Source organism: Streptomyces sp. NPDC047108 (genome assembly GCF_040643575.1).
Lineage (GTDB): Bacteria > Actinomycetota > Actinomycetes > Streptomycetales > Streptomycetaceae > Streptomyces.
Window position 1 is genome coordinate 17,978 of the sequence record NZ_JBEYUP010000019.1, and the last position, 16,823, is coordinate 34,800.

The 16,823-nt window shown below is 72.2% G+C and carries 15 protein-coding genes; 2 read left to right on the forward strand and 13 right to left on the reverse strand.

Features of this window, described 5'->3' with window-relative positions:
* Positions 1 to 32: 32 nt before the first annotated feature.
* The gene (locus ABZ822_RS26820) at positions 33 to 392 is read right to left on the reverse strand and encodes an acyl carrier protein (protein ID WP_360859455.1); all 360 of its coding nucleotides are present in this window, start codon (positions 390 to 392) and stop codon (positions 33 to 35) included.
* 226 nt (positions 393 to 618) lie between these two features.
* Between ABZ822_RS26820 and paaI the strand changes: the two genes are divergently transcribed.
* Positions 619 to 987 carry a hydroxyphenylacetyl-CoA thioesterase PaaI gene (paaI, locus tag ABZ822_RS26825; RefSeq protein WP_360859728.1) on the forward strand — a complete coding sequence of 123 codons (369 nt, stop codon included), beginning with the start codon at positions 619 to 621 and terminating at the stop codon, positions 985 to 987.
* Between the two features lie 68 nt (positions 988 to 1,055).
* Here the strand turns inward: paaI and ABZ822_RS26830 are convergent, their stop codons facing one another.
* The 8 genes from ABZ822_RS26830 to ABZ822_RS26865 all read right to left on the reverse strand — a co-directional run bounded on the left by ABZ822_RS26830 (position 1,056) and on the right by ABZ822_RS26865 (position 11,410).
* Complete coding sequence (locus ABZ822_RS26830; RefSeq protein WP_360859458.1) at positions 1,056 to 1,658, reverse strand: TIGR03086 family metal-binding protein; 603 nt, start codon at positions 1,656 to 1,658, stop codon at positions 1,056 to 1,058.
* Entirely contained in the window at positions 1,655 to 3,052 is a 1,398-nt protein-coding gene (locus ABZ822_RS26835; protein WP_360859461.1) for a lysine 2,3-aminomutase, read from the reverse strand. The genes ABZ822_RS26830 and ABZ822_RS26835 overlap by 4 nt, the downstream gene beginning before the upstream one ends.
* An 8-nt stretch (positions 3,053 to 3,060) precedes the next feature.
* On the reverse strand, positions 3,061 to 4,482 hold the full coding sequence (locus ABZ822_RS26840) for an adenylosuccinate lyase family protein (RefSeq protein ID WP_360859464.1): 1,422 nt from the start codon (positions 4,480 to 4,482) through the stop codon (positions 3,061 to 3,063).
* A gap of 2 nt (positions 4,483 to 4,484) precedes the next feature.
* On the reverse strand, positions 4,485 to 6,512 hold the full coding sequence (locus ABZ822_RS26845; RefSeq protein WP_360859467.1) for an FAD/NAD(P)-binding protein: 2,028 nt from the start codon (positions 6,510 to 6,512) through the stop codon (positions 4,485 to 4,487).
* Between the two features lie 66 nt (positions 6,513 to 6,578).
* Positions 6,579 to 8,309, reverse strand: coding sequence for a class I adenylate-forming enzyme family protein (locus tag ABZ822_RS26850; protein ID WP_360859469.1), 1,731 nt, complete (start codon positions 8,307 to 8,309; stop codon positions 6,579 to 6,581).
* On the reverse strand, positions 8,306 to 9,649 hold the full coding sequence (locus tag ABZ822_RS26855) for a flavin monoamine oxidase family protein (RefSeq protein ID WP_360859472.1): 1,344 nt from the start codon (positions 9,647 to 9,649) through the stop codon (positions 8,306 to 8,308). Before ABZ822_RS26855 ends, ABZ822_RS26850 begins: the two co-directional genes overlap by 4 nt.
* Positions 9,646 to 9,867, reverse strand: a complete 222-nt coding sequence (locus ABZ822_RS26860) for an acyl carrier protein (protein WP_360859475.1) — start codon at positions 9,865 to 9,867, stop codon at positions 9,646 to 9,648. Before ABZ822_RS26860 ends, ABZ822_RS26855 begins: the two co-directional genes overlap by 4 nt.
* On the reverse strand, positions 9,857 to 11,410 hold the full coding sequence (locus ABZ822_RS26865) for an amino acid adenylation domain-containing protein (RefSeq protein WP_360859478.1): 1,554 nt from the start codon (positions 11,408 to 11,410) through the stop codon (positions 9,857 to 9,859). The genes ABZ822_RS26860 and ABZ822_RS26865 overlap by 11 nt, the downstream gene beginning before the upstream one ends.
* Before the next feature lie 237 nt (positions 11,411 to 11,647).
* Here ABZ822_RS26865 and ABZ822_RS26870 point away from each other — a divergent pair, with 237 nt between their 5' ends.
* Complete coding sequence (locus ABZ822_RS26870; RefSeq protein ID WP_360859480.1) at positions 11,648 to 12,070, forward strand: acyl-CoA thioesterase; 423 nt, start codon at positions 11,648 to 11,650, stop codon at positions 12,068 to 12,070.
* Between the two features lie 84 nt (positions 12,071 to 12,154).
* Here ABZ822_RS26870 and ABZ822_RS26875 read toward each other — a convergent pair whose 3' ends face one another.
* From ABZ822_RS26875 to ABZ822_RS26890, 4 genes are read right to left on the reverse strand one after another with little or no spacing between them, the layout of a single operon-like run.
* Positions 12,155 to 12,763 carry a hypothetical protein gene (locus ABZ822_RS26875; RefSeq protein WP_360859483.1) on the reverse strand — a complete coding sequence of 203 codons (609 nt, stop codon included), beginning with the start codon at positions 12,761 to 12,763 and terminating at the stop codon, positions 12,155 to 12,157.
* Positions 12,764 to 12,771: 8 nt separating this feature from the next.
* Positions 12,772 to 14,031, reverse strand: a complete 1,260-nt coding sequence (locus ABZ822_RS26880; protein ID WP_360859486.1) for an ATP-grasp domain-containing protein — start codon at positions 14,029 to 14,031, stop codon at positions 12,772 to 12,774.
* 59 nt (positions 14,032 to 14,090) lie between these two features.
* The gene (locus ABZ822_RS26885; RefSeq protein WP_360859489.1) at positions 14,091 to 15,413 is read right to left on the reverse strand and encodes an ATP-grasp domain-containing protein; all 1,323 of its coding nucleotides are present in this window, start codon (positions 15,411 to 15,413) and stop codon (positions 14,091 to 14,093) included.
* 6 nt (positions 15,414 to 15,419) lie between these two features.
* Positions 15,420 to 16,796 (reverse strand): MFS transporter, encoded by a 1,377-nt coding sequence (locus tag ABZ822_RS26890; protein WP_360859492.1) that lies wholly within the window; start codon positions 16,794 to 16,796, stop codon positions 15,420 to 15,422.
* Positions 16,797 to 16,823: the final 27 nt, after the last annotated feature.

The following is a 16,823-nucleotide window of genomic DNA, read 5'->3' on the forward strand; positions in this document are numbered from 1 at the left end:
GGTGTGCGGAACGGACGGACTACCGGTCCGGGTCAGGACCGGTAGAGCTCCCTGAGCATGTCGTCGACGAGGTCCTTCGTCGGGGCGTCCGGCCCCGGCCCGTCCCCGGCGGCCTCGGGCCCGGTGGTGAAGAATTCCGGCAGGACCTCGGTCATGAGAAAGTCCACGAGATGGCCCACGGTCGGGTTGTTGAACAGGTGGGCCGAATCCATCGGGCGGCCGATCTCCCGTTCCAGACGCGTCCTGGTATCGGTGGCGCCGAGCGAGGTGAGGCCGAGTTCGAAGTAGCTCTCGTGATGGGGGAGGACATCCGTCTCGTCCATCATGAGTTCCCGCTTGAACTCGGTCACGACGAGGGATTCCAGGGCGGCTCGCCGTTCGGACAGTGGCATTCCGGCCAAATCCTTCAGCCAGGGTGTGGGCGTTGTCATGCCGCTCCTCGGGTCGGTTTTTTCGATGCCTGTTGACCGCCGGTCGGCGCAGGGATCAGGATCAGGGAGTCAGAGGACGAAGAAAGCGAAAGGAAAAGGGGGAGCAGTGACGCACGAGGAGACCGACGCGGACGCCGCGGCCCGGCAGCGGGCCGAGGAGCTCTACGCCACGGACGAGACCTGCCGGATGCTGGGGATCACCCTGAAGGAGGCCGGCCCGGGCAGGGCGACCGTGTGGATGCGCGTCACGGACACCATGGTCAACGGCCATGGCACGGCGCACGGCGGCTTCCTCTTCCTGCTGGCCGACGCTGCCTTCGCCTTCGCGTGCAACACCCACGGTCCGGCCACCGTGGCCCAGGGCGCCCAGGTCACCTTCCTGCGCCCGGCGCACCCCGGTGACGAGCTGGTCGCCGAGGCCGTGGAGCGCGCCCGGTACGGCCGCAGCGGCGTCTACGACGTCACCGTCCGCCGCTCGGACGGCGTGGTCATCGCCGAGTTCCGCGGGCAGAGCCAGATGCTCGGCGGCCGGCCCTCCCGGCCGTCGGCGGACTGACCGCCTCACACGCAGGACCGACCGCCTCACCTGCGGGACGGACCGACCCACCTGTGGAACGGACCGCCTCACCTGCGGGACCACTTCGGATCACGGCCGAGGACCGCGAGCATGCGGTCCTCGGCACCGTCCTGCTCCGACACGGAGAGCGCCGGGCGGAAGGAGGCCCCCGGCCGCTCACGCGAGGGCCCCTCCGGCACCTCGGTCCGCGCCACCTCCTCCGCCCGCTCCAGGAGTTCCGCGTCGTAGCCCGCCGGGACGCCGATCGCCGCGGCCACGTCCCAGCCGTGCACCACGTAGTCCAGGAAGTGGAAGCCGATGGCGCGGGCCGCTGGGAAGCGCATCGTCGGGTGGATCTCGGGCAGCCAGAACTCCCGCTCCAGGACGCCGTCCCCGGAGAACGCGGCGAGTACGCGCTCCACGGACTCCGCGTAGGCCCGCCGGGGATCCTCCAGCGGCACCTCCCGCCACGCGGAGGTGTCGGAGACCTCGCCCTCCGCGGCGGCGGCGAAGCCGAGGTGCTGGGCCGTCATGTGCTCCAGGAGCCGGCGCAGTGTCCATTCCGAGCACGGCGTCGGCGCGTCCCGGTCCTCCGCCCGCACCTGGGCGACGATCTCCGCGCTGCGCCGTACGGCCCGGTGGTTGAGGTCGAGGATGTCGGTCATCGTCATGCCTTCCTGCCGCCGTTCTCCCGCCACCAGCGCCGCCCTGACTCGGGCAGGGTGGAGACGGGGTCGTAGAACGGGTAGCGGCGGGTCAGGGCATCGGGGTCGTCGAGCTCGATGCCGGTGCGGTAGTTCTTCGTCCAGTACGAGATGCCGTACTCGCGGTCGTAGTCGGCGAGTTGGTGTACCCAGCGCTTCCCCACGTACGGCACGTCGCAGATGATCCGGGGAGTGGCGTAGCCCGGCAGATACCCCATCACGTTGTGCTGGAGCTCCTGCGCCTCCCAGACGGCGACCCGCCAGTGCTCGGCATTGGGGATCATGTCGCACATGTAGAAGTAGTAGGGCAGGATGTTCGCCTCGCCCTGCAGCAACATGCACAGGTCGAGCAGCGCCTCGGGCGTGGTGTTGACCCCGCGCATGAGGACACCCTGGTTGCGGATGTCCCGCACGCCGGCGTCCAGTGCCGCCCGCGACGCCTCCGCCACCAGGGGGGTCACGGACTGCGCATGGTTGACGTGCGTGTGGATCGCCAGATTGACGGCCCGTCGCGCGGCCGTACGGGCCACCCGCTCCAGCCCCTCGAGCACCGCCGGCTGCAGCCAGTGCTGCGGCAGCCCGGCCAGGGCCTTCGTCGCCAGCCGGATGTCCCGGATGTTCTCCAGGTCCAGCAGACGCATCAGGAACGACTCCAGGCGCGGCCACGGGACGTTGGCCACGTCACCGCCCGACACCACCACGTCCCGCACCCCGGGCGTGCGCTTCAGATAGTCGATCATCTGGTCCTGGCGGTCGGCCGGGGTCAGCGTCAGTTTCAGCTTGTCGACCTGGGGCGTGGAGACGCCGACGAGGTCCATACGGGTGCAGTGGCCGCAGTACTGGGGGCAGGTGGACACCAGCTCCGCCAGCACCTTCGTCGGATAGCGGTGGGTCAGACCCTCCACCACCCACATCTCCGCCTCGTGCAGCGAGTCCCGCTCCGCGTACGGGTGGCTCGGCCACTCCGGGTCGCGGTCACCTGCCACCGGCATCATGTAGCGGCGCACCGGGTCGGCCAGGAACGCGTCCGTGTAGGACCGCGGGTCCGGACCGGCATGCGGCGCCATGGTGTTGAGCATCTGCGGGGTGAGCAGGGTGGACATCGTGGCGAAGCGCTGCTGATCGGCCTCCAGGTCCTCGAAGAAGCGGTCCTGGAGGAGCGAGCCGGTCACGGCGCGGAGCTGCTTGGCGTTCTTCACGCAGTGGGCGCGCTGCCACTGGGCGCTGCGCCACTGCGCCTCGGTGACGTCCCGCCAGCCGGGCAGGCGCCGCCAGTCGGGTTCGGTGAGGGTCACGCGCTCGTACTCGTAGGGCTGCTGACTCGGTAAGGCGTGCGGATCCGATGCCGCGAGGGCTTCCATAGTGATTCCTAGCCGGTCGACGTGGAGCGGGTGCGGTGGCGGTGGAGCACGCGTGCGACGAACTCCTCCGCCGCACCCAGGTAGTTGGCGGGATCGAGGAGATCCGGGAGCGCCGTTCCGTCGATGAACCGGTCCGCCAGCTCCGGTGACGTGGCCAGCACTTCTTCGAAGGGGCGGTGGGTGTCCACGGCCTCGCGCGCCACCTCGCCCAGCAGCCGCTTGGCGGCGGCCTTGCCGAGCAGCGGGGCGAGCGCGGCGTTCAGGCGCTCGGAGACGACGGCGCCGCCGGTCAGCCGCAGATTGCGCAGCAGCCGTTCGGGGAACACCGAGAGTCCTTCGGCGAGTTCGGCCGCGGTGGCCGCGGCACCCGCCGCCAGCCGCAGCCCCTCACGCAGCGGCTGCCACTCGGACTGCCAGCCGCCCGGGGAGCGTTCGTCCTCGGCGACGAGGCTCTGGCCGAGCATCGACGCGTACGCGGGCGCCTGCCGCGCCGCCGACACGATCAGGGTGGCCAGGACGGGGTTGCGTTTCTGCGGCATCGCGGACGACACCCCGCTGCCCTCGGCCGCCGGCTCGGCGACCTCGCCCACCTCGGTCCGCGACATGCCCAGCACATCCGTCGCGAACTTGCCGAGGCCGCCGGCCACGGCGACCACGGCCCAGCCGAGGTCGGCCAGCGGCGTACGGACGGTGTGCCAGGGCGACTCGGGCTCCCGCAGGCCCAGTTCGGCGGCGAGCGCGGCCGTCAGTCCGGCCGCGTGGCCCTCCGTGTCGGCACCCGCCAGGCGCGCGTACTCCAGGTACGCGGCGAACGTGCCCGCCGCTCCGCCGAGTTGGACGGGCAGTGACGCCCGCACCTGCCGGACCCGGTCGCTCGCGTCCAGGACGAGCGTGAGCCAGCCCGCCGCCTTCAGGCCGAAGGTGACCGGGACCGCGTGCTGGGTGAGGGTGCGCCCCGCCATCGGGGTGCGGGCGTGGTCGTCCGCGAGCCGCGCCAGCGCCTCGGCCGTCCGGAGGAGGTCCGCGTCGATCCGGGTCAGCGTCCGCGCCGCCAGCAGCATCGCGGCCGAGTCCAGGATGTCCTGGCTGGTGCCGCCCCGGTGAACGTACTCGGCGGCCTCCGGGTCCACCCGGGCGACGGCCTGGGTGAGCGTGCGGACCAGCTCGACGACCGGATTGGCCGATCCCCGTGCGCGGCGCGCCAGTTCGGTGACCCCGACCGGGGAGGAGGCGACGGCGGACTCGATCGGCCCGACGGCGGACTTCGGGATCACCCCCAGCCGCGCCTGGCAGCGGGCCAGCGCCACCTCCACCTCGAGCATGGCCGCGACCCACTCCTCGTCGCACAGCGGGTCACCGCTCCCGGCGCGCACGGGGGAGAGCAGACCGGAGTCTGTGCCGGGGGTCCCGCGCACAGGCGTTGCGTCCATCGTCAGTCTCCTTCCAGGGTGGTGACCGGCTGCCCGGCCTTCGGCTCCGCGGCGGAGTCCGCCCCCGCGCCCGCCGGGGCGCGCCTGCGCCCCGCCAGCGCCGTACGGGCGATCGCGTCGGCGTCGCCGAGGATCACCGAGTCGGAGCCGGGTCTGATCCCGGCAGCCGTCGCCCAGTGCACGGACTCGGTGGGAATGCCGAAGGCGAACCGCCGCGGGTGCGGCACCCCGTCACCCCCCACCACGTGGTACGGCTTGGGCGTCACGGCGAGGCCGCCGGAGAGCCACGGCTCCCGGCCGGGTTCGTCGAGCGCGTAGCGGCGGCACGCCCCCTGGGCCACGAGGTCCCGGACGAGCGGGTCGGTCGTGGTCCGCAGGTCGAACTCCGGGAGCCTCGCCTCGATGAGCGCCGTGGCCTCCACGTCCGGGCCGGGGACACGGTCCGAACGCACCACGAACGCCGTGCGGCCGGGCGAGGCGTCGACCCGCATCCCCGGGCCGACCACGTCCAGGACCCCGGCCTCCATCAGCGCCGCCATCTCCTCGATGCGGCTGAGGGGCGGGCCGATCGAGACGAACGCGTTCAACGGCGTGTACCAGGACTGGAGTTCGTCCCGGTACGAACCGCCGGTGATGCCGGCGTGGTCCACGACCAGCCGCACCTCGTTGCGGAGATCGCGCATCACGTCCAGCGCAGCCTTCAGCGGTCCCCGTACGTTGCCGCGCCGGGCCTCGGCGATGTCCTGGCGCAGATGGTCCAGCAGCCAGGCCCGGTACGACGCGGCGTCCGTGAACTCCCGGTCCCCGTACGGCCGGGCGATGCGGTCCCAGCTCCAGCGCTTCTCCTCGCCGACGCCGAAGCGCTCCAGCAGCGCCTCCTCGGAGGCGGCGGACCCGGGGCCGTCGGACGCGGCGGACCCGGGGCCGTCCCCGGGCGCCCCCGCGCCCTTGCAGAACTCCGCGAGGAACACGTCCGCGTCGTACCGGCCGCGCTCACCGGCGATCAGCGCGTGGTAATAGACCGCCCGCACCTCCAGGTCCACCAACGGCCAGACCTCCGCGGTGAATCCGGCAGGCCGCCCGGCCTCCTTGCGCCGCCGGAAGCGGGCGATGACCTCCTCCGTGAGGAACAGCGGATGGTGCCGGCCCGTCGCCCCCTTCTGGTTCTCGCCCCGCGAGTGGTACGGCGCCCCGCGCCGTGAACCCGCGATCAGCTGCGGCTCGTTCCCCGAGGGGCGGTAGCGCAGCCTCCCCGCCTCCCGGACGAACGAGCCGCCGCGCCCCGTGGTGAGCAGCGCGAGATGGTCGAAGAAGTTGAGCCCCATCCCGCGCAGGGCCACCGTCTCGCCGGGTGCGATGTCGCCGAGGTCCGCGTCGGCCGGGTTGCCCCGGGGCACGTACGCGAGCCCGTGCTCGGTCGCGAACGCCCCCAGCCGCCGCTCCTCGTCGCTCAGCGGCATGTCCACATGCCCCAGCGCCAGGACGATCGCGTCGCAGCCGGTCAGTTCGACACCGTTCTCCAGCGTCACCGTCTGCGACCCGTCGGCCTCGTCCCGGACGGCCAGCGCCCGGCACCCGTGGGTCTCGACGGCGATGTGTTCGGGCACGGTACGGATCAGCCGGTCGAACACCCAGCCCAGATACCGCCCGTAGAAGGACCGGGTCGGATACGAGTCCGGGCCCAGGTGCCGCGCTTCCTCGTACACATGCGGCGGGTACGGCACGAACGGCTCCAGCCGCTCGAGCAGCTTCGCCCACTCGTACAGGCTCGGCCCCTCGGACAGCGGGCCCTCGCAGTTCACGCTCTCGTCGGTGAACATGGTGACCTGCGAGGCGACGGTGTTCATCAGCAGGACGGAGGGCTGGCTCGTCCGCCACACCCTGCAGCCGAGCCGCAGATACGGCTCGACGATGTGCACGACCACCGGCTGACCGGTGGCCGAGGCGTTGGCACACGCCCGCTCGACCACCGACAGCCCGCGGGGACCGGCCCCGATCACGCACAGCGTCGTGGCATCTATCTGAAGCATGCCGGAGTTCATCCTTTGCTCGAGAGGGCTGCGGACCGGGGCCGGACGTGTAAGCGCATGGAGGCCTCAGCCCCGGGCGGACGTGCGGTCGGCTCCGGTGAAGAGGCCCGCCCAGCGGGTCCGCATCTCGCGCTTGAGTGCCTTGCCGGTCACACCGGTCGGGTAGTCGGCCGCATCGCGGGCGACGATCACGGCGGCCAGCGGCGTCAGTCCGGCCGCGGTGAGTTCCTTGTTGGCCTGCTCGCGCAGCTCCTCGGCCGACGGCTCCACGACCCCCGGCTGCAGGCGCACCACGGCGACCGGCCGGTGGCCCTCGCCCTGCGCGCCCGGGACGCCGACGACGGCGCAGTCGAGGACGGTCGCGGCGCAGTCGGCCAGCAGCACCTCCTCCAGGGGCAGGCTGTAGACCGGTCCGTCCGCGGTGTCCAGCACGTCGACGGTCCGGTCGAGGTGGTAGAAGTTCCCCTCCTCGTCCTTCTTCGCCACATCGCCCGTCAGCCAGTAGCCGTCGAGTTCGAAGCTGCGGGTCAGCTCGGGCGCGTTCCAGTAACCGGGCGTACGCGACGGGGTCTTGACCGCCAGCAGGCCGACCGTGCCCACCGGCACCTCCTCGCCCTCCGGGGTGAGGACCGCGGCCGCGTGCACGACCTCGGTGGGCTTGCCGACACAGCGGTCGTTGCGCTCCGTCTCCGGCGTGGTGACCTGGCCGAAGAGGGCCATGCCCATCTCGGACGAGCCCAGTCCGTCGATGAACTGCGAGCCGGGCAGGGACGCTTCGGCCTCCCGGTCCTGCGGGAGCAGCCACGGCTTGATCAGGCCCGCCGGGCGCTCGCCGAGGGTGACCAGGCGGCGGATGTGCCCGTAGTGCGCGCCGTCACCGGTGTTGAACCAGCTGTGCACCTTCGCGGCGCCCTTGGCGGGCAGGTCGCCCGTCGCCAGCTCGACGAAGGTCCGCGGGAAGGAGGCGACCATCGTCGGCCGGAAGGCCTCCATCACCGGCTCCACGGCGCTGCGCCGCCAGTCGCCCATGACGACGGTGGGCAGGCCGAGCAGGGTGGCGGTGAGGAAGTAGCTCAGGCCGCCCGCGTGCGTGTGCGGCATCAGCGACATCAGCCGGTCGTCGGGCCCGGCCGGGAACCGCTCCATCCGCGGCTCCTTGCCCGCCCAGAACTGGCGGTGCGCGAGCATCGTCGACTTCGGGGTGCCGGTGGTGCCGGAGGAGTGGATGAGCGCCACGACCTCGTCGGCGGCGTGCTCGTACGGGTAGACCGCCGGCAGTTCGCCGTCCTCCGGGTCGTAGGCGCGGAGTTCGGCCGCCGGGATGATGAAGCGCGGCCTGCGCCGGTTGCCCTCGGTGCGGTATGCGGCGACGAGCCGCGTGGGGTCGTCGGCGACCAGGCCGGAAGCGCCGACGTGGTCCAGATAGCGGATCGCGGTCCGCTCCGGCATGGCGTCGTTGATCATCGCCGGGATGGCCCCGAGGGCGGTGAGCGCCAGGAAGTGCAGCAGCGGTTCGAGGCCCTCGGCGACGTAGACACCGATCGGGTCACCCGGCTTCACGCCGTTCGCCCAGTACCAGCGGGCGTACCGGTCCCGCAGACCGGCCAGGTCCCGCAGGCTGTGGCCGCGCAGCACGACCTCGCCCCGGTGGTCGGTGGAGTGGCTGAAGGCGTACGGGACGTCGGCGTGGGGGTTGGCCTCCAGCGCCTTCTGCAGGAAGTTGCCGGCGCCCAGGGCGGGGTCGGTCATGAACTGCTGCCGGACCGGCAGCGGGGCTATGGGGCTCTGGACGCTCATCGTGCACTCCCGGAGTGGTGGTCGAGGGATGCTGTTTCCGAGGCCGCCCGGTGACCCGAGCGGATGGCGCCTTCCATGAGGCCGAAGAACTCGGTGCTGGTCTCCGTGCCGGCCCAGTGGACCCGCCCGTGCGGGCGGGTCAGCGCGGGGCCGCGCGCGACCCAGTCGCCGGGGCCGAAGAGCGCGGCGTAACAGCCGTGGCTGTAGGGCTCGTTGACCCAGTCCGTCACGTGGAAGCCGACGGGCTCGGGCAGTTCGGGGAAGAGACGGGCCGCCTGGGCGAACGCCTCGGCCCGCTGCTGCGCCGGGGGCAGCGCGCCGAACCGGCGGGCCTCGTCACCGGTGACGAAACCGGTCAGCACGCCCACGCCGTCCGCGGAGGGCGAGTCGTCGACGGTGGACAGCAGCGGTCCGTCCGCGCTCACCGACCAGCCCGACAGCCCCTCCGCCCGCCACAGCGGGGACGGGTGGATCAGATGAACCTTCACGGCGCAGCCGGGCGCGGTGCGTGCCCCGGCGCGGGGCGCGGGCAGACCGGGCCGGAAGTCGATGCGGTCGGCCAGGACCGGGGGCAGCGCGACGATCACCGCGTCGGCCCGCACGGAACGGGTCGCGGAGTGCACCGTCACCTCGGCGTCGTCCTGCTCCACCGCGCGTACGGGCTCGCCCAGGCGGACCCGGTCGCCGAGCCCGTCCGCGAGGGCCTGGCACAGAGCATGGGCACCGCCCTCGACACGCCACTCCTGCGCGCCGCCCTCGAAGGCGTTCAGATACCGCAGTCCGCCTCCGGAGCGCAGATAGAACGCCATGTGCAGCACGGAGACGTCCGCCGGTGCGGCGGCCATCATCTCCCCGAGGAACAGCGGGAAGAACAGCTTGCTGTCGGGGTGGCGGAGGTTCTCGTCGGCCCACTCGGCGGCCGTCATGGAGTCCAGGCGGGCGGCGTCCGGGGTGAGCCAGGGCGCCTCGGGACGCACACTGCGCGTCACCTCGTCCAGCAGGTCGAACAGCTCGCCCAGCGCCACGCCGTTCAGCGGCGGGAACCGGCCGGGGACGCTCTCGCTCCCGGACGGGGAGAGCGCGAAACGGCTGTCCCCCTCCATGGTGGTCGGCGCCGTCTTGAGCCCCATGTCGGCCATCAGGCGCAGCAGTTCGGTGTGTCGCTCGCCGAGGTAGGCGGCTCCCGCGTCCGCCCAGCTCCCCGGCGCCACCTCGATGCCGTGCATGCGGCCGCCGACGCGGTCGCGGGCCTCCAGGACCTCGACCTCGACCCCGCGCGAGGCCAGATCGTGGGCGGCGGTGAGGCCGGCGATGCCCGCCCCGATGACGACGACGCTCACCGGCTCACGCTCGCGATCCTCGCGGACAGCGCGCTGGCCGTCGGCGCGGCGGCGAAGTCGTCGAACGACAGCTCCACTCCGTGCCGGCGGGCCACCGCGCTCAGGACGCGGGTCCCCAGCAGCGAGTCGCCGCCGAGTTCGAAGAAGTCGGAGTCCACGGTGATGCTGTCGGTCTCCAGCACGCGGCGGAAGATGTCGACGATGTCGTCAGCGCTCATGAGCTGTCCTGTTCTGTGAAGCCGGCGGGGCGTGGTGCGGCGAAGCCGGCGGGGCGTGGTGCAGCCGGTGCGTCGCGGCGCGATCGACCTTTCCGCTGGCGGTGTAGACGAGTTCGGGAACGACGGTGACCCGGTGCGGCACGAGATGGCCCGGGACCGTTCTGCGCAGATGGGCCAGGACTTCCTGGGCGAGGCTCCCGCCCGCGTCGGGCGCGGCCACCAGATAGGCGGCCATGGTGGTCCGGCCGGCGGCGCGGGCGCCCACGACGGCCGCGGTGGTGACGCCGGGGTGGCTGGTGAGGTGCGCCTCGACCTCCCCGGGGTCGACCCGGATGCCGCGGACCTTGATCTCGGCGTCGAGACGGCCTTCGTGGACGACATGGCCATCGGGGCGGCGGCTGACCCGGTCCCCGGTCCGGAACCAGCGCACCGGTCCGTCCCGGCCCTCACGGATCACGAACTTCTCCGCGGTCGGCCCGGGAAGGTCGCGGTAGCCCAGGGCCAACGCGGGTCCGGAGACGAGGAGTTCACCGTCCTGGCCGATGTCGTCCCGCACGTGCGGGAGCGGCCGGCCGATGGGCACGCGGGTGTTCTCGCCCCACCAGACGCCGGGGCCGGGTGCCCCGGGGCCGTGCAGGTCGACGGCGTGGGTGATCAGGGTGGTCTCGGTGCAGCCGTAGGTGTTGACCAGCCGGATGCGGCCGGTGCCCAGGACGCGCCAGTCGGCGAGGCGGGCGGGGCTCACGGCCTCTCCGCCGATGACCACGGTCCGTACGGTGTCGGGCAGCCGGGCGTCGTCCTCCGCGAGGTGGTGGACCAACTCGTGCCAGAACGCGGTCGGCAGGTCGAGCAGGGTGATGCGCTCGTCCGCGACCGTACGGAGCAGCCGGGGCAGCGATCCTGTGTACGCCTCGTCGTGGAAGACGAGGGTCGCGCCCGCCGTGAGCGCGGGCAGGATCTCCTCGAAGCTGGTGTCCCAGTTGAGGGACGCGAACTGCAGCACCCGGTCCTCGGCCCGGAGGCCGAACAGGTCGCGGAGCGAGGCCACCGAGGCGGCGACGGCCCGGTGCGGCGTCACCACGGGCTTCGGCTTCCCGGTGGAGCCGGAGGTGAAGAGCGTGTACGCCGGGTCGTCCGGCGCGGGGCGCGGCAGCGGGTCTCCGCCGGAGGAGCCCGCGGGCGCGGCGTCGGGAAGGGCGACCACCTCGATCCCCGGGGGCGCGACGGCCCCGGGCTCGGCCGCCAGCACCCGTGCGCAGTCGACGGCTTCCAGCAGCGCCTGCCGGCGGGTGGCGGGGAAGGCCGGGTCGACGGGGCAGTAGGTGCCGCCGGCGCTCAGCACGCCGAGCATGGCCACGATCGTGGCCGGGGAGCGGTCGGTCAGAACCCCGACGACTCCGGGGGACGGCCCCAGCCGCACGGCCGTGGCATGCACCCGGCGCATCAGCTCGGCATAGGTCAGAGCCTGTCCGTTGTGAGAAATTGCGGGCCTGTCTGGATGGTTACGGGCCGCCGCCACGAAGGCGTCAACTAAGTCCGACATCAGAACCGTATTTCAATCGGCGAGGCGGAGAAGGGAATTGAGGGAAGCTCACCCGGGAAAACAGCCCAGCGGGGCATAACGATTACGCTAACACCAGGACTTCACGCTCGGTCAAGAATGACGCCGACGTGATCCACATCACGCGCAACCTGAGCGGAACATTCCATTACTGGCGTGGTTGCGACGCGATGATGAGTGGGGTAGGAACTTCACGATCACATGAGGAGGTTGCCGGGCATGGCACAGCCATTTCAGTTACGCATCCTGGTCCGGGGCTATGAACTGGACACGCAAGGGCACTTGAATCAGGCCGTCTACCTGCAGTACTGCGAGCACGCGCGGTGGGAGAGTCTCCGCGCCGCGGGAATCTCCCAGGACGCCCTGATCGCCACGCGGATCGGTCCCGCGGTGTTGGAGAACACCATGCGGTTCCATCGCGAACTGCGCGGCGGAGACGAAGTCGACGTCACCTGTCAATGGATTTGGGGTGACGGAAAGACATTCCGCGTGCATCAGGAGATCCGGCGGACCGACGGTGTGCTCGTCGCGGAATTGACGAGCGTCGCCGGTCTGATCGACCTGGACAAGAGAAAATTGATCCCGGAGCCGTCCGAGCATTTCCACAAGCTCGCCGAGCATCCTGAAATCATGGGATTCTGAACGGAGTTGCGCCCGGTGGAGACCTCGCCCCGCGGAGGGGCGGAGCCTCCGCGGGCGCTTTCCGTCGGTACCTTTCCTCGCCGTTCATTCCGCGGGCTTCCCCCCGTCCCCGTTGCGCGGCCCGGCTCCCGGGCCGCCGCCGTGCCGCCGATCGCCATGGCCCGAGTCGCCCGGAACTGTGCCCGGCGCTGAACGGCCCGGCCCGGAACCGCCCGCACCTGAACGGCCCGGCCCCGAACCGCCCGGAACTGTGCCCGGCCCCGCACCGCCCGGTCCCGCACCGCCCGGTCCCGCACCGCCCGGTCCCGCACCGCCCGGTCCCGCACCGCCCGGTCCCGGACCGCCGTGTGCCGTCGCGAGTTGCGACAGCGACAGCACGGCCCGTGCGATGTCCGCGCCCTTCGCCCCCAGCCGGTCCGCGAAGCGGCTCAACGTCCTGTTCTCCCAGGCCAGTTCGGTCGCGGGAAGACCGGAAACCCGCCGCACCGACTGGTACCTCCGCGCCAGTTCGGCGCGGCGCAGCACCATCGCGACGATCTGCTCGTCGAGATCGTCGAGCACCGCACGGATCTCCCGTCCGTGGGTCTGCGCCGCCGCGCCCCCGGGGCCGCCCCCGGCCGTACCGCTGGCGGCCGTACCGCTTCCGGGCACCGTCGCGCGGCACTGCACCGCCGGCTGGCGCCTCGACTCCACCGACGCCGTCACAGGAGATCCGCCTGCCCGGCCCTGACCCGTGTGACGAACTCCAGCCCCGCGATGGCCTCCCTCGCCAGGTCGAGCGCCTTCTCCGCGGTGTCCGCGTGCGCACGGGCCTGTGCCAGACGGGAATCGGAGCTCTGCAGTCCACCGAGCGAGGATCCGGGGGTGCCGAGCACCTCCAGCCGTACGCCCTCGGGGTGCGGGCCGTCCGCGCCGGCGACCTCGACCAGGACGCCGGCCCCCGGTGCCCCGGCGAACCAGATCGCCTCGTGGCGCCTCGGGCGCGCCGGATCGGCCAGCACCGCCCGGATGTCGGGCAGCACCTTCTCCCCGGTGCACTGGCGCAATTGGTACTCGACCAGGTCGACGCCGGTGGCGTCCGTGACCATGTTCCAGATCTCGTCGCCCCCCACGCGCAGATGGGTCTCGATGATCCGCGGCCCGGCCTCGGTGAGCACGACCTCGGTGTGCGTGGGCCCGTACTCCACGCCCAGGGCGCCGAGCACGGCGACGACGTAGGCGCGGATCGCATCCCCCGTCTCCGGCGGCAGCGGCGCGGGCATCACATGACCCAGCTCCACCAGGCTGACCGGATCGGAGAACTTGCGGGTGACGGCGACGACTTCGTGCTCGCCCAGCTCGGAGAAGCACTCCACGCTGTACTGCGGGCCGGTGAGGAACGGCTCGGCCACCACATCGGCCGGCCGCTCGTCCGTGCCGCGAGCCCGCGCGAACGCCGCCTCCGCATCGCCGGCCTCCCGGACCACGGTGACGCCCGAACTCGACGTCCCGCTCCGGGGTTTGACCACGTACGGATAGCCGTACTGCTCCGCGAACGCCCGCAGATCGGCCGCCGACGCGACGGCAGCGGAACCGATCGCCTCGAATCCGGCCTCCGCCAGGTGCTGCCGCATCGCGAACTTGTCGAAGACGAGGCGGACGGTCTCCGGCGCGTGCGCCGGAACCCCCAGTGCGCGCCCCACGGCGGCGGCCTTTTCCTGGCACTGGTCGCCGAAGGAGCCGATCCGGGTCACCGGTTCGATCGCGTGGACGGCACGGGCGAGCGCGATCCAGTGCTCGACCGGGGCGTCCGCCCCCACCGCGAGGATCCGCGCGTGCCCCCCGGCCTCCTCCAGCTTGGCCAGGTGCTCGGGGCGGCACAGCACACTGGTGGTGACGGCTCTGCCCGTCGCGGCGCCGAGTGCGCGCATACGGCCCGGGATGTCGTAGCCGTTGCCGAAGACCAGTACGTGTTCTGACATGACGTCTTTCCCTCGTTCGGACATCGCCTGCGGACGGGTGGGGTCGGTGGGCATGCCGGTCAGCTCCCGTCCGGCGTGGTGATCACGGAGATCTTTCCGGCGAGCTGCTCGCCGAGTGCCACGGCCGCGTCGGTGTCGGGTCCGGTCACCAGGACCTGGCCCACCCGGTCCCAACTGGCCTCCAGGGGACGGATGGTGTCGCCCACCGCGACGGTGACGTCCACCCCGAGGACCCCGTCCTGCCCGCGGACGTCGGCGTCCCCCTCGACCGCGCTGACCCGGCCCGGCTCGGCGGTGAGGAAGCGTGTGGCGGCAGCCGCCCTCGGCTCCGGCCGCCCCTCCAGGGCCGGAAGCACCCCGGCGGCCCAGCCGGACACGTAGCTTTCGATGTCCACCCCGTAGGCGGCATCGACCAGATCCATGATGCGGTCGCCGCCGGGCCGGCTGTGCGACTCGATCAGCCGCGGGCCGCGGCCGGTCAGCTTCACCTCGGTGTGTGCCGGGCCGTGACGCAGGCCCAGGGCGTCCAGGGATTCCGCGGCGCAGCGGAGCACGGCGTCCTCGTCGGCCGGTGACAGCCGGGCCGGCATCGCGTGGCCCGACTCCACGAAGGTGCCGAGCGTGGTCTTCTCGGTGACCGCGAGCGGGACGTGCCGTCCGTCGAAGCTCATCGACTCCACGCTGAACTCCGGCCCGTCCAGGTACTCCTCCATCAGGAAGCGGTCGACGGGGAAGTAGTTCGCGAACGGGTGGTCCGTACTGCCGCGCAGATCCGTGATCGCACGCCACACGGCATCAAGCGCCTCGGGGCCCTCCACCTTCCGCACGCCGAAACTGGCTGCCGCGTCGACCGGTTTGACGATGAACGGGTAGCCGTGGCGCTCCCCGAAGTCCGACAGGGCCTCGCGATCGGTCACCGGCCCGGCCGCCACGGCGTCGGGCCGCCAGGACAGATGGAGGCGCATCGCCTCCTTGTCCCGCATCAGACGCGCGCAGCGGTGGCTGTTCCCCCGGAGGCCGAGGGCGTCGCTGATGAGACCGACCGGCTCGACGCCCGGCTCGGTGATCGTCGTGACACCGGCGAAGCCGTACACCTGGTGCGCGGCCGTCACCAGCGGGCCGAGCACGGACCAGTCGGTGTAGTCGGCGAGCAGGGCCGCCTCGACCAACTCCGCGTGCTCCGGCCGGTATTCCTCCGGGCGCTGGACGTTGACCACGCGCAGGCCCAGGTCCCTCGCCTTGCGGACGGTCTCCACCCGTCCGCCGATGATCAGCACGGTACGGCTGCGGTCCGCCCGGGCCGTGCTGTCCGTCCTGTGCGGCGCGTCCGTCGAGTGCGTCGTACCGGTCGTGTGCGTCGTGTGCGTCGTGTGCGTTCCCATGGCGCCTCAGCTCCTGGCCAGTTCGCCGGGCACGTCCGGACCCGGCACGTCCGGACCCGGCACGTCCGGACCGGGGGAGAGGTCGCCCCGTGCGTCCGCCGCCACGCCCGCGTCCGAGCCCGAGTCCCCATCCGCGTCCGTATGCGGGGCAGCGTCCCGTTCCGCCGTCACCGCCCGCTCGGCCAGCGTGCGTTCGCCCCACCGCACCACCGGGACCATCGCGAACCCGGCCGCCGCGAAGAGCGCGCCCAGCAGGATCCAGCCCGGCCAGCCCCAGTACACGAGCATCCCCGTCAGCGCGAGCGGGCCAACGATCTCCGCCACCGTCAGACCGGAGCCGAAGAACGCCTGGTACTGCCCGTGTTTGCCGTCCGGCGCCAGACCGAAGCTGATCTCCCACGTGCCGGCCATCTGCACCATCTCGCCCAGGGTCTGCACCGCGGCGGCCGTGATCAGCAGCAGGATCGCCGACCAGGCCGAGCCTCCGGTCCCCGAGAAGGCGAAGACCACACAGCCCGCGCCCAGCAGCAGAGCGCCACGCACCACATACCGCGCCGCCCCCGCCAGGTCCGTGACCCCGCGGGCCACCCGCACCTGGAAGACCACCACCGCAAGGGTGTTGAGCACGAACATCACCGACAGCACCCAGGCCGGAGCCTCGGTGTGCCCGACGATCCACAGCGGCAACGCGACGTCGATCAGCGGCACATGCAGGACGAGCACCAGATTGAGCAGGCTCGCCGCGACGTACGGCCGGTCCTTGAACACCGTCTGCGTCTTCTCGCCCTTGGCCGCCACCGGCGTCGACGCGACCGCGGGCACCCGCCACAGCACGAGCGCCGCCACCACGAACCCGGCCGAGTTGAGGGCGAACGCCGCGAGATAGGCCTCCCGCGCGTCGAAGAGCAGCACCAGGCCGCCCAGCGCGGCACCCACCGAAAGACCGGCGTTGTAGCTCGCCTGCAGGAACGCCCGGACCCGGGTGAGCTGTTCCTTGGGCACGACCCCCGCGAGCAGCGCCTGCTGGGCGGCCGAGCCGCTGCGCTGGCCCACCGCGTACAGGCTCGCCGAGAGCACGAACAGCGGGAAGGAGCGCACGAACAGATACGACCCGACGGCGACCGCCGCGCAGCAGAAGAAGAACACCGTCGTCCCGCGCACCCCTCGGCGGTCCGCGATGTGACCGAGCGGCACGCCCAGGAGCAGCGCCACCGTCCAGGCGATCGTCAGACCGAGACCCAGCTCGGCCGGGGACAGGCCCACGACCGTGGTGAAGTAGAGGGCGGCGGTGACGTAGTACGCGCCGTCTCCGGTACGGCTGATCAGCTGCGCCAGAGCGAGTGTCCGGGGTGGGCCCGGAGGCGGGATCAGGGTCTTGATCATGGGACTCCTCGGGTGGCCCGGCAGGCG